General features: G+C 35.2%; 13 protein-coding genes. 7 read left to right on the forward strand and 6 right to left on the reverse strand.

Going from position 1 to position 13,206, the window contains the following annotated elements; genetic code table 11:
* Nucleotides 1-63: 63 nt before the first annotated feature.
* The 3 genes from abc-f to ACIQ4I_RS14730 all read right to left on the reverse strand — a co-directional run bounded on the left by abc-f (nucleotide 64) and on the right by ACIQ4I_RS14730 (nucleotide 2,794).
* Nucleotides 64-1,854, reverse strand: coding sequence for a ribosomal protection-like ABC-F family protein (gene abc-f, locus ACIQ4I_RS14720; RefSeq protein WP_403097222.1), 1,791 nt, complete (start codon nucleotides 1,852-1,854; stop codon nucleotides 64-66).
* 98 nt (nucleotides 1,855-1,952) lie between these two features.
* A complete protein-coding gene (locus tag ACIQ4I_RS14725; RefSeq protein ID WP_403097225.1) occupies nucleotides 1,953-2,099 on the reverse strand; it encodes an RAxF-45 family protein in 147 nt (48 codons plus the stop codon).
* A gap of 131 nt (nucleotides 2,100-2,230) precedes the next feature.
* Nucleotides 2,231-2,794, reverse strand: coding sequence for an NADPH-dependent FMN reductase (locus tag ACIQ4I_RS14730; protein WP_403097227.1), 564 nt, complete (start codon nucleotides 2,792-2,794; stop codon nucleotides 2,231-2,233).
* 232 nt (nucleotides 2,795-3,026) lie between these two features.
* On the opposite strand from ACIQ4I_RS14730, the gene ACIQ4I_RS14735 reads away from it, so the two are divergent.
* The 6 genes from ACIQ4I_RS14735 to ACIQ4I_RS14760 all read left to right on the forward strand — a co-directional run bounded on the left by ACIQ4I_RS14735 (nucleotide 3,027) and on the right by ACIQ4I_RS14760 (nucleotide 8,507).
* Nucleotides 3,027-4,103: a PseG/SpsG family protein gene (locus ACIQ4I_RS14735; RefSeq protein WP_403097229.1), complete on the forward strand. Its 1,077-nt coding sequence runs from the start codon at nucleotides 3,027-3,029 to the stop codon at nucleotides 4,101-4,103.
* A gap of 56 nt (nucleotides 4,104-4,159) precedes the next feature.
* Entirely contained in the window at nucleotides 4,160-4,351 is a 192-nt protein-coding gene (locus ACIQ4I_RS14740; RefSeq protein ID WP_403097232.1) for an SE1832 family protein, read from the forward strand.
* A 142-nt stretch (nucleotides 4,352-4,493) separates the two neighbouring features.
* Nucleotides 4,494-6,056, forward strand: coding sequence for an ABC-F family ATP-binding cassette domain-containing protein (locus ACIQ4I_RS14745; protein ID WP_397536947.1), 1,563 nt, complete (start codon nucleotides 4,494-4,496; stop codon nucleotides 6,054-6,056).
* Nucleotides 6,057-6,456: 400 nt separating this feature from the next.
* Entirely contained in the window at nucleotides 6,457-7,344 is an 888-nt protein-coding gene (locus ACIQ4I_RS14750; protein WP_403097235.1) for a YitT family protein, read from the forward strand.
* A 308-nt stretch (nucleotides 7,345-7,652) separates the two neighbouring features.
* The gene (gene spx / locus ACIQ4I_RS14755) at nucleotides 7,653-8,057 is read left to right on the forward strand and encodes a transcriptional regulator Spx (RefSeq protein WP_397536945.1); all 405 of its coding nucleotides are present in this window, start codon (nucleotides 7,653-7,655) and stop codon (nucleotides 8,055-8,057) included.
* A 24-nt stretch (nucleotides 8,058-8,081) separates the two neighbouring features.
* The gene (locus ACIQ4I_RS14760) at nucleotides 8,082-8,507 is read left to right on the forward strand and encodes a MarR family winged helix-turn-helix transcriptional regulator (protein ID WP_403097237.1); all 426 of its coding nucleotides are present in this window, start codon (nucleotides 8,082-8,084) and stop codon (nucleotides 8,505-8,507) included.
* 119 nt (nucleotides 8,508-8,626) lie between these two features.
* On the opposite strand, the gene ACIQ4I_RS14765 is transcribed toward ACIQ4I_RS14760, so the two are convergent.
* The 3 genes from ACIQ4I_RS14765 to ACIQ4I_RS14775 all read right to left on the reverse strand — a co-directional run bounded on the left by ACIQ4I_RS14765 (nucleotide 8,627) and on the right by ACIQ4I_RS14775 (nucleotide 11,410).
* Nucleotides 8,627-8,965, reverse strand: coding sequence for a helix-turn-helix transcriptional regulator (locus ACIQ4I_RS14765; RefSeq protein ID WP_403097239.1), 339 nt, complete (start codon nucleotides 8,963-8,965; stop codon nucleotides 8,627-8,629).
* A 387-nt stretch (nucleotides 8,966-9,352) separates the two neighbouring features.
* The gene (locus tag ACIQ4I_RS14770; RefSeq protein WP_403097241.1) at nucleotides 9,353-9,901 is read right to left on the reverse strand and encodes an RNA polymerase sigma factor; all 549 of its coding nucleotides are present in this window, start codon (nucleotides 9,899-9,901) and stop codon (nucleotides 9,353-9,355) included.
* Nucleotides 9,902-10,168: 267 nt separating this feature from the next.
* Nucleotides 10,169-11,410, reverse strand: a complete 1,242-nt coding sequence (locus tag ACIQ4I_RS14775) for a hemolysin family protein (protein WP_483880687.1) — start codon at nucleotides 11,408-11,410, stop codon at nucleotides 10,169-10,171.
* Nucleotides 11,411-11,572: 162 nt separating this feature from the next.
* On the opposite strand from ACIQ4I_RS14775, the gene ACIQ4I_RS14780 reads away from it, so the two are divergent.
* Nucleotides 11,573-12,955: a dipeptidase gene (locus tag ACIQ4I_RS14780; RefSeq protein ID WP_403097243.1), complete on the forward strand. Its 1,383-nt coding sequence runs from the start codon at nucleotides 11,573-11,575 to the stop codon at nucleotides 12,953-12,955.
* Nucleotides 12,956-13,206: the final 251 nt, after the last annotated feature.

A 13,206-nucleotide genomic window follows, 5' to 3' on the forward strand; every position in this document is an offset into this window, starting at 1 on the left:
TATATACAAGAATCCCCGACATATTTTAATTATGCCGGGGATCATAGATTACAGATATCAGCCTCAAGATTCAGCTAACCAATCTTCATATAATCGGTCTAATTGCTTTCTTAGCTTTCCATACTCTTGTTCAGATAGATGAGGCTGTTGCATTCTTTTTTCGATTTTTTCTATTTGCTGTTCAGTTGTTAATTGCTTAGCTTGCTTCGTTGTTTTAGTATCCTTTGCTTTTCGATGAATGTGGATAATATTTGCCTGTTGCTTCTCCTTCGCCCATTGATAATCCCCATGATGAATCATAACTGTCTGTTGCTCTATCCAGGCTATTTTCGTGAATATTTTTTGTAAGAAATAGCGATCATGACTTACGGCAATAATAGTACCTGCGAAATTCTGAAGATTATCCTCTAGAACTTCTCTCGATTCAATATCTAAATGGTTTGTGGGTTCATCTAAAATGAGAAGATTAATATCTTGTTGCATTAATTGAGCCAATCGTAATCGCATCTTCTCTCCACCGCTTAAATCACGCACTTTTTTATATACATCATATCCATAAAACAGAAATTGGGCGAGCACATGTCTTGCTTCTTCTTCAGTCATTGAAATATTTTCCCGGAATGCATCGATCAATCGGATTTGATCATCTAGAGTTTCAAATTGTTGAGCGAGATAACCAATTTTCACATTGCTACCAATGATGCATCTCCCAATGTCAGGTTTGACTTCTCCCAGCATCATTTTAAGCAGAGTCGATTTTCCTGTACCATTTTCTCCAACGATAGCGAGGCGATCTTGCCAATAAACCGAGAAATTCACATCATCAAATAATGACGATTTATATGTTTTGGTTACATTTTCAATTGAGATAACCTCTTTACCACTTCGATCTGAAGCCTCTAGTTGTAGATTCATTTTCTTTTCTGTTTTTGGCTTTTTCACTAACTCTATCCGTTGTAAAGCTTTTTCCATACTTTTCGCTTTTCGATATAAATCTGGATTCGGAGGAGATGCTTCATTTGCCCACTGTCTTAACCGTTTAATCGCCTCTTTCATCTTCTTAATTTTCTTCTGCTGCTCCTCGTATTGGGCAAATTCCTGCTCTACCTTTTCTTCCTTGCCTTTAACATATGCATCGTAGTTTCCATGGAAAGTGCTAGCTTCTCCATCTTCTAGTTCAATTACTTTTTGTACAACATTATTCATAAATTGACGATCATGTGAAACGACAATAACAGTACCTGCAAAATCCTTTACGTATTCTTCTAACCATTCAATGGCTTGTAAATCCAAATGATTAGTGGGTTCATCTAGCAATAAAACAGACGAATTTTGTAGCAATATTTGACCTAACATTACCTTTGTTTTTTCGCCACCACTTAAATCAGAAAATGATTGATTTAGTAAGTGATTAATGCCTAAACCATTTGCGACACTTGCCATTTTCGAATCCATTTCATACCCTTCAAGTTGTATAAATTGCTCTTGTAAATGACCATATTCTTTTAATATTTTTTCTAATTGATCTGTTGTCGCCATTTGCTGCTCAAGTTCTGACATCTTACGCTGAATGTTCAATAACGTTGTGAACGCCTCCATGAGAACATCTTTTACTGTATGGTTAGGGTAAAAAGGAATTTGATGCAAATAGCCAATGGAACTATCTTTCTTTTTAATAATTCTCCCTGCGTCGGGTGTTTCTACACCAGCTAATAATTGTAAAAGTGTTGTCTTCCCACAGCCATTGTTACCTACAATAGCTACATGCTCGGCTGTTTGAACCTCAACTGTTAAATTTTCAAAAATAATATGACCACCAAATGATTTGGTTATGTTTTCTGCTTTTATAGACATCTACTTTCCCTCCGGATACGTAGCGAAAAGCCTCTAAATGCAAAAAGACTGCCCATTAACGAGCAGTCTTTTCCGTCAAAAACATGTGAAAAGAATGGTTAATCAGCTACGTTTTTTATTTGATTTGCTTTAAAAAAGGACATACCTATCCCGTTGTCCGCAAAACCAAAAGTAATGACTTGTGCAAAGTACATAAATATATCCTTATCTAGTTTTGCACGAGTCTCCATAGCTGAATTCTTCATTCTCTTCACCTCCGTTCAAATATGATTAATTCATTATAACATATTTTGATTTTTTTGAAAACTAAGAATTATACTTCAAAAAAAATAAAAAACCGCTCGCTTTGGAACGGCTTTTATCTTTTATTAATAAATTAATGTTGATCAATTGTTTCTTTTGGTAGGTCATTGCTCAATTCGCAATATTTAACGAATACGCGTGCCATTTCACGAAGACGTTCGTGTACGTTTTCATCGATAATTTTGTTGTCTTTATCGAAATGATCAGCATGTGTATAGACATAGTTTGGCGTTACTAATGCGCGGAAATAATCAAGTATTGGTTTTAATTGATTTTCCACTACTAAATGATGTTGATATGTTCCTCCATTCGCCACTATTGATATCGGTTTATATCTCAATGCTTTTGGGTTGAGGAAATCAAATGTATTTTTTAAGACACCAGGGATAGATCCTTGGAAAATTGGCGTAGCTAAAATGTATCCATCTGCTTCCTCTATTGTTTTTACTAATTTTTTCATATCATCATTGTATTGATCGAATGGACGACCATCTACAAATTGGTGTTCAAAATCAGCAAGATGTAATTGGGTAATCTCTAATTTCCCATCAAATTCTTTTATATATTGTTCAACTTGCTCTAAAATAGCACCAGTTTTACGACCAATAATCGTGCCGTCAACAAGTAAAATCTTCATAAGATGTTACCTCCAATTCAAAATTCCTAAAGTTATTGTAACAAATGCAAAAGTCTTTCATAAGGTGATACGCTTAAAATAACAATAAATCAGTCTTTTGACGGAAACGTTAAATCTACTTTTTGCATTACTTTTGTTGAATACAAAGTTCCTTTAGTTTCACTACGATTTTATACATATTACTCCTCTTCATCCCATAAATTGAAAATAGCAGCGGAAAGGATGGAGATGTATGAAATATCAACATACTGAGCAAACAACTAAAAAGACGGTTTTAGTAGGAGCTGTGACTCCTTGTCATAATCTTTACCCGATTGAAAGAATCGTTACACTCTCAGCGATGTTTGATCGAAAACAAATTCAAATACTGGTTAATCATGACGAGCAAGCAATTGATTATTTAATTCAAAAGGGTTTTAACCCAATTGTCTATAAAAATGACAAGCAATTAGTTTCAGAACTTACTAAGCTCTCACCTGATTTACTGATTCATGATGTAGGAAGCACGGAATTACCTTTAATCGACCATTTAAAAACATTTATCCCTACAGTACTCCACTTTGATGATTTTGGAGAAGGTGGAACTGCTGCTGATTGTGTTTTTCATACGCTGTATCAGGAAAAGCGTGAAAAATTACTTCCACATTATTTAGTTGGTCCTTCATCTTATGTTGTACCGAAGCAATTACAGGCAATTCATAAAAAGACCGATGAGTTAGCTGACAAACCGCATATCATTGTTGCCATCGAAGGTATGGATGCGGATAATACAAGTTATCGTATTTTACGCCATTTATTACAATTGCAAATACCTATCAAAATCTCAGTAATCGTTCAATCTAGCTACTCTCATGATGTAGACGAACTAAAATTGATGGCACTTAGTCGAAAAAACATTAAAGTCATCCAAAAAGACAATGCCCTTTATGAGTTATTAGGAGAGGCAGATATTGTAATTTGTGGCGCAAAATACACTCCATATAAGGTTGCGACTATTGGTATTCCATGTATCGTAACTTGCCAAGATGAACTTGAAATGCAACATATATTCCCTACTGAAGCAAATGGTTTTATTAACCTAGGGCTGGGTAAAAAACTGAAACAATCTCTTTTACAAAATGCAGTGATGGAATTTATACTACATGATGCAAGACGTGAACATGCCGTGCGTAAGCAATTAAATATCGATTTAAACCGGAATAATCAATATGTACAATCATTATTAAAGAGTTTCATCACAAGTCACGCAAAATCAACTGCTTTTTTAATAGAAGAGCAAGCCAAGAAAACAAGCGGTATGATACAATAACTACAAATGAGTGAACATTAATACACGATGAATTAACTTCATAAAGGAGCATTATCATGCCAACAAAAAATGAATTACTATATCAAATCGCAGAACTTAAAAGTGACTATATTCGCCAACAAGGGGATATCGAAAAGCTAGAATCTACAGGATATCCTGAACTTATCGAAAAAGCAGAAAAACGTCTATCAGACATGGAAAAACAGCTTGCAGAACTTAACAAGCAACTTGAAGCTTGTGAATCCTAAAAGCGCCTGCTTATATAGCGGCGCTTTTTGCTGCGCACCGAGAAATCCTTTAAAATATTTAAATTAGATACTATACACTAAACAAATCACAATACTACCCATGCAGATTCTCCATGCATGGATACGGAGGACCCGATAACACATGAGTATATTAACAGTTGAAAAATTAGGCCATACCTTTGGCGACCGTACCCTTTTTAAAGATGTATCTTTTCGCATTGTAGAAGGTGAACATGTTGGTCTTGTCGGCGCAAATGGCGTTGGTAAATCTACATTAATGCACATTCTTACAGGCGAACTAATCCACGATGCCGGCCGTGTTGAATGGCTTCCAGGTACACATTATGGCTATTTAGACCAACACGCAATATTAACACCAGGTAGAACAATGCGTGATACATTGCGCGATGCATTCTTACCTCTTTATAAAAAAGAAGAAGAATTAAATGAAATCACAACTAAAATGGCAGATGCAACACCTGAAGAATTAGAAGATCTTCTTGAACAGATGGCAGTTATTCAAGATGCTCTGGATGCAGGTGATTTTTATACATTAGATATGAAAATCGAAGAAGTTGCACGTGGTCTTGGACTAGATGCAATAGGCTTAGACCGTGACGTCACTGCCCTTTCTGGTGGTCAACGAACAAAATTATTGTTAGCAAAACTTCTTTTGGAAAAACCAAAAGTATTGCTATTAGACGAACCAACAAACTATTTAGATGAAGAGCATATCACTTGGTTAAGTAATTACTTAAAAGATTATCCGCATGCCTTCTTGTTAATTTCACATGACACTGAATTTATGAATGGGGTAGTTGATGTTATTTTCCATTTGGAATTCTCAAAACTAACTCGCTACACAGCAACTTACGAGAAGTTCCTAGAACTTGCAGAAATCAATAAACGTCAACATATTGATGCCTATGAAAAGCAACAAGATTTCATTAAAAAACAAGAAACTTTTATCGCAAAAAATAAAGCTCGATTCTCAACAACTGGTCGTGCGAAATCTCGTCAAAAACAATTAGATCGTATGGAGCGTATTGATCGTCCTGAGACAGCTGCAAAACCACAATTCTCATTCAAAGAATCACGTAGCTCAAGTCGCTATGTAGTAGATGCTGAGAATTTACTAATTGGGTATGACAAGGATAAACCATTACTTCCACCACTTACATTCCAAATTGAACGCGGTGAAAAAATTGCTCTAGTTGGTATGAACGGGGTTGGTAAATCTACATTATTGAAAACAATGCTAGGCAAAATCCCAGCACTTGGCGGTAAAGTAGAACGCGGTGATTTCTTATTCCCTTCTTATTTTGAACAAGAAGTAAAAGCAGGATCTATCACACCAATAGATGATGTATGGAATGCATATCCTTCTTTAGAACAAGCAACTGTACGAGCATTACTTGCTAAAACAGGGTTAAAAAATGAACACATTTCCCGTCCACTAAATCAACTAAGCGGTGGAGAACAAGCAAAAGTTCGTTTTTGTAAATTAATGATGGAAGAAAGTAACTGGATGCTATTCGATGAACCGACAAATCACTTGGATATCGATGCAAAAGAAGAATTAAAACGTGCCATGAAAGAATACAAAGGCACAATCGTATTAGTCAGCCACGAACCAGAATTTTATGATGGCCTAGTTACAAAAGTATGGAACGTTGCAGAATGGTTCTCACAAGGACATCAATAATTTAAAGCGGGGCTTTCTGTTAGTTTTAACGATTAGCAGGCAACTACCTAAAATTAAATAATAAATGCTCTTCTTGTGCGCGTCTTTAGCTTTAGCTAGTCCCTTTTATGCTGACGCGAATAATGAAGAGCTTTTTTTATCTCTTTAAACATAATTTTCCGAAGATCAGTTTTGATATTCTTTATTGCATTTTATAGACGTTTTTATCGTATTTTTTTAGTTCATATGAGTTTGTTTTACTTCCTCTGATACTCCTTTTTACTTGCCCCGATGCTTCATGCTCGATTCATCCGTTATTACTTTTCTATTATTTACCATGATATTTTTAGAGTTTTCCAATAGCTATCACTTGAAGTTCTATAATTATTCATGGTACAAAAAATATAAGGATGGTGGTTTGATGAGCAATAATGACAATTCAGATGGTATATCGAAAAAGAAAGCAAAACATAAAAGAATCGTTATCCGTTTTGCTTTAATTACTCTTGGTGCTTTAATCATGGCAATTGGCCTTGAAAGAGTGCTAATCCCCAACAATTTAATCGACGGCGGTGTTACGGGTATTGCCATGATGGCATCTCACATAACAGGCACGTCACTTGGTCTATTCCTCTTTTTATTCAACATACCATTTCTCTATTTAGGGTATAAACAAATTGGTAAAAGTTTCACTATTTCAGTAGCATACGGCATTGCCGTATTATCACTTGCTACATCTTTCTTTCCACATGGACAAGCATTCACAAATGATACACTTCTAGCTACTGTTCTTGGCGGTATTATGCTTGGTATAGGCGTAGGGATCGCAATTAGAGCAGGCGGCTGTTTAGATGGTAGTGAAACGTTGGCTATTTTATTTAACAAAAAGCTTCCATTCTCTGTCGGGCAAATTATATTGTTCATGAACTTATTCATTTTAGGAAGCGCTGGCTTTTTATTTGGCTTAGATCGTGCCATGTATTCTTTAATCGCTTATTTCATTGCCTTTAAAACAATTGATCTTGTTTCAGAAGGGTTTAACCAAACAAAATCAATTTGGATTATTAGTGATCAATCAGATGAAATTGGTGAAGCCATCATGGATCGCCTAGGCCGTGGTATCACTTATCTTAACGGCAAGGGTGGCTATACTAAAGACGAAAAACAAGTCATCTTTTGTGTAATCAGCCGACTTGAAGAAGCAAAGTTAAAATCTATCGTACAAGACGTCGATCCAACTGCCTTTCTAGCATTTAGTAACATGTCTGAAATCCAAGGTGGAAACTTTAAGAAAAAAGATATTCATTAATAATTTTCATCGCACCACTGTATAAATCTAATACAGTGGTGCTTTTTTATTTTCGATATGTTTAACAAATCAGTTAATTCCCCATCGTTTCACTACAGACGGGCGCTTTTTGCCAATCCGAGTAGATTATTTCCCTAAACTCTAGCAACTGTGATTAGACAGGATTAAAACAATGCAAATTTGAACTTTTCGTGAATTTACTCTTTTCTTCACGAATTCGACTCTTTTTTTCACTAATCTCCATTGACTTATAAATATCTTACTGATAAGATATAAATATAATAAAACTAAAGAAAGCAGGAATCTATATGACTGTTACAATTTATACTCAAACAAGCTGTACTTCATCAAAAAAGGCTTTACATTGGTTAAGAGATAATAATATTTCTTACGAAGAGAAACGTATTACTTCTGAAACATTAACACTTCCTGAATTCAAACGTATTTTAAGCATGACTGAAGATGGTACGGATGAAATCATTTCAAAGAACTCAAAAGACTTTAAAAACTTAAATTGTGATATTGAACAATTATCGATTCAAGAACTTTATGATATTGTGAAGGATCATCCAAAAATGTTACGTAGCCCTATTCTTTTAGATGATAAACGCCTACAAGTTGGCTATAACGAAATGGATATTCGCCGTTTCATCCCTCGTAAAGTTCGTGCATATGAATTATATGAAATGCAACGCTTATCTTACGAAAGCTAATGATACGTTTTGGAGATGAAAATTATGAATGAAACAAGAAGAGAAAGTATTGCTTCCCTTTTTGAAATCGTTTCTTCTTTAGAAAGAAAATGGGCAAATGAGTGGAATAGTCACAATACGATGGGATTGTCAAAAACGCATATCTTTATACTGAAATTACTTCATGTAGAAGGACCAATGCGCCCTTCTGCTTTGGCAGAAAGACTTCACGTTACTTCAGGTGGTGTCACTGTACTCACTACCAAGCTGATCAAAGCAGGCTATATTAATAAAACGCAAAATTCAACTGATCGCCGTGCTTCACAGCTTGAGATTACTGATGCAGGTCATGAACTTTTAGAAACTGCTCACGAACATATTACAAATACTTTAGAGCGTATGTTTGGGATGCTCACTGAAGACGAAATTCATTCTTTACAATCTATCTTCTCAAAATGCTTACTTGGATAAATTTCAAAAAATCCATGCTCAGATAAAAATATAGTGCTATTATTAAGTGCTGTTTTATCTTATAATCTGCATAATTCAAAGAAAAAAAGACCGTTCAAAAGTTTGAGCGGTTTTTTGTTTCACCAAATAAGTCTATATATTATTGGCGATAGCATTCCTAGAATGGGAAAAATGAGCCACCAATAGTGATACATAAAATCCCCAAATGTCTTATGAGATAATTCACTTTGTTGACTATCTTCAACCTTACCTGAATATTTCTCTTCTCCTCGTATGATTTCATCTAAAGATACCCCATATAGATCACTAAGTTTAATGAGATTATCTAAATCAGGATACCCTTTACCGAGCTCCCACTTTGAAACAGACTGACGTGAAATATCTAAAATTCTTGCAACATCTTCTTGAGAATATTGATGTAATTCTCTTAATTTTTTTAAACGACTCTCTAATTCCATAAACTGTTTGCCTCCTATCTAGAGTATTAAATAAATGATAAGCAATCCCCATTTTTTAAACCAGAAGTCATTATTTGCAATATCGCAACCAACAGTTGCAAATGCATACATACAGGTTTACACGTTGTTTCTTGAGCGCTTTTTCTTATATTGATTTCAAATAGTCTGTTTGTATTTATCATTATATTGTTTTTCCAGCACATTAATGCGAGTAGTACGTTTCCGAAAATTTAAGTAATCTCCATCCAACTTTTATTATTACTTCAGTCTAGTATTCATGCATAAAAAAATCGTTACTCTATAGAAAGAGTAACGATTTTTTTATCTTATTCATAGCCAACAACCTCTGCATAGATTGTGTGATGCACTGATAAGGTCTTGGGCTTTTTATGCTGGCAAAATGATTTCTGCTGATGTTGCATCAGACATCATGATGTCTTTTAAACGTTGTTTTGCGCGGAATAGACGAGATTTTACAGTACCAATAGATACTTTCATCAATTCTGCAATTTCTACTAAAGAGTATTGATTTACGTAGAAATATAAAAGTGTATTACGATAAATACTATCTAATTGATTAATTTTCTCCTGGACAATTTGAGAAATTGCTTCTTGTTCAACTACCGCTTCAGTAGATGGTTCATTATTGGGAACCAAATCTAATACTGGTACGTCTAATGTTTCAGGTTGACTCATCGTGTACTTACTGCGACGAACATTTTTGCGATAGCGGTCGCGGAAAGTATTCATACAAATAGTTGTTAACCAAGCTTTCACGTGTTCGACTTCAGCAACATAAGTTTCGTAGCGAACGACCTTTACCCAAACTTCTTGCATAAGGTCTTCTGCTTCTGCTTTGTTACGAGTTAATTTTAAACATAAGTGATATATATAACGATTGTATTCTTCATAAACATTTTCAATTGTAATATTCATTTTTAATATCCTCCGGTTCAATGTCTTGCTTTGTTAAACTTATTTTCGCAAAAACAAAGCTTTCGCTCTATCGGATTAACTTTCAATTTCATTACATTCGTGTAAGGTTTGTGTGAAAAGCATGTAATAATCTACCTTTATTTGCTGTGATACCTTTTTGAAGAGTACACACTAACAATTCCAACCATGAATACCAGTAAAATTTATATTTTATATTGCAATAAAAAATGCCTAAAAGTTCCGAAAGGGTCTTTTAGGCATTTTCTTTTATTCTTCTATAAGTTGTTTTGTAATCGTCAATTTTGTAATTCGGCTATCGTCTACTTCATTTACAACGATATGAAGATTTTCAAAATCAAACGTTTCCCCAGGCTCAGGTATATGCAGACTTAATTCTAGTACAAACCCACCAACTGTTTCGTGATCTTGCGGAATCGCAACCTTAAATAGATGATTAGCCTCTTCAATCTCTAATCGACCATGACAAACTAATGTATTTTCCGTTAAATCATATATAAATGATTCCTCTTCCTCATCTGATTCATCTTCGATTTCTAGACCAATCATTTCTTCTATTATATCTTCATGTGAAACGATACCGAGTGTACCGCCATACTCATCAAGCACAATGGCTAAATGTTTCTTTTGTGCAAGCATCAATGTGAATACTTTTTCAACACTTACCGTTGAAACAACGTAAAGAGGATCTGGGTCCATAAAATCAACCAACTCTTTTGTCGGGTCTAATGACCATTCAACAAATTTCTTCGAATAGAACATCCCTACTATATTATCCATGCTTTCTTCATAAATGGGATAGCGTGTAAATGAGTATTCTAAAATTGTATTTCTTACTTCTTCATAGGTAGCATCAGCTGGTAAGCCTACCACATCCGTACGATGCGTCCCTAAAACATCCGACACATCCTTGTCTGGAAAATCTAATACTTCTTTTAAACGTTCAGATTCACTTTCGTCAAATGCACCTTCCGTAGAAGCAAAATCTACCATGCCTCTAAATTCTTCTTTCGTCAAAGTTGCTTCCGTCACTGCTCCATTTGAAATAATCCGAATAATCATATTCGTGAACCCCTGTACAATCCACGTAACAGGTCTAAGGATTTTTACGGATAATGCGATAATTGGCGCTACTATATACGCAAGACGATCTGCAAATGTTACAGCAATTGTCTTTGGCAAAACTTCACCAAAAACAATAATAATAATAGTTAAAATTGTAGTAGCTACTGAAACCTGCCAACCATGACGTAATGCAATAATAGTTAATAATGTTGGCATTAAAATATTTACCGTATTATTTATTATTAAAATAGTCGTAATCATACGATCTGGTTGAGCAATTAATAGGTTCAGTTTTTGAGACATTCTGTCACCTTGATTTGCTCTCAATTGGACCTTCATCCTATTTATGGCTGTTAAAGCTGTCTCACTTCCTGAATAGAAAAATGATATGAGCAAGCATATGATCAATCCCAGAAACTCCAACAAGATTCCTCCCCCAAAAATTGTTCAAATTTCGCACAAAATTTCTACTACATAATATACCATATTTTAGTGAGTTCTGCGTTTTGTGAGAGTTGTGCTTTCTATATAAAATGTCTGCTATGCTATAATAATTTTATTATTGAAATACTGAAATGAGGGATTTAAGTGAGTCAATTAGAAGCATTAGACACTTACTTTACTACACATCGTGATGAACAACTCGAAGAAATGAAACAATTTTTATCTATCGCAAGTATTAGTTCTTTATCTGAACATAAAGAAGACATGAAAAAAGCTGCTGCTTTTCTTGGAGAGTCCATGAAAAATGCAGGACTTGAAAATATTAAAGTCAATGAAACAGCAGGACATCCTATTGTCACTGCAGATTGGTTACATGCTGAAAATAAACCAACTGTTTTAGTATATGGTCACTATGATGTGCAACCGGTTGATCCTTTAGAATTATGGGATAGCGAACCATTCAAGCCTGAAATTCGCGACAATATTTTATATGCTCGTGGTTCTAGTGATGACAAAGGCCAAGTATTTTTGCACGTAAAAGTAATCGAAGCTTTAATGAAGGAGAATGGCGAACTACCAGTTAACGTGAAATTCCTTATTGAAGGCGAAGAAGAAATTGGTAGTGTAAATCTTCCTGCGTTTGTTGAAGCAAACAAAGAACAACTTGCTACAGACTTAGTATTAATCTCAGACACAAGTCTTTATGCACCAGGTCGTCCTGCGGTTTGTTACGCATTACGCGGATTAACAGGTGTTCAAATTGATGTTCGCGCAGCAAAAGGAGATCTTCACTCAGGCATTTATGGTGGTGGCGTTCAAAATCCAATTCATGCTTTAGCAGATATCCTCTCATCATTCCACGATGAACATGGCACAATTGCTGTAGATGGCTTCTACGATAAAGTTCGACCAATTACAGCCGATGAAAAAGCTGCATATGAAGCTCTAGACTTTGATGAGGAAAGTATTAAAGTAGAAGCTGGTGTCAAAGAATTATACGGTGAAGAAGGCTACACTTATCTTGAACGCACATGGGCACGTCCAACTTTAGAAGTGAACGGCGTCTTCGGTGGTTTCTCTGGAGAAGGTATTAAAACAGTTCTTCCTGCAACTGCTGGCGCTAAAATCACTTGCCGGTTAGTACCAGATCAAGACCCATATGAAATCGTAGCGCAATTACGAGCACATATTGAAAAACACAAACCAGCTGGGGTTGATATTACAGTCACTGATTTCGATAAAGGGAAACCTTTCATCACACCACTGGATCACCCTTATATCCAAGCTGCAGGTCGTTCATACGAAACACAATATGACGCAAAAACAGCCTATATTCGCGCTGGAGGCTCTATTCCAATCGTCGCAACATTTGATGAAATTTTAGGTGCTCCTGTAATTATGATGGGCTTTGCATTATCAACAGAAAACTTCCATGCACCAAACGAACATTTCCACTTAGAAAACTATGATAAAGGGCTTCGCGTAGTTAGCGATTACTACTATGAAGTAGCAAATTTATCTAAATAAGAATATTTTAAAAGCCAACATCCTAAGTTTCATAGGGATGTTGGCTTTTATTTGGTTTTGTTAAACAATACTGTTAATATTCCATAAATATTGATACTGGCGGACGCTTTCCGCGGGTAAACTGACAGGTCTCCTCGCTGAAGTCGCCACTCTTCTCAAATAAAAATGCATTAAAAAAACAATATCATACAACAAAGCCTTTTATTTAAAAAAGTTTAGTAGCGTAATAATAACCGCTTCTGCATTTAAAA

The sequence above is a fragment of the Rummeliibacillus sp. NPDC094406 genome (assembly GCF_044763875.1).
In the GTDB taxonomy this organism is placed as follows: domain Bacteria; phylum Bacillota; class Bacilli; order Bacillales_A; family Planococcaceae; genus Rummeliibacillus.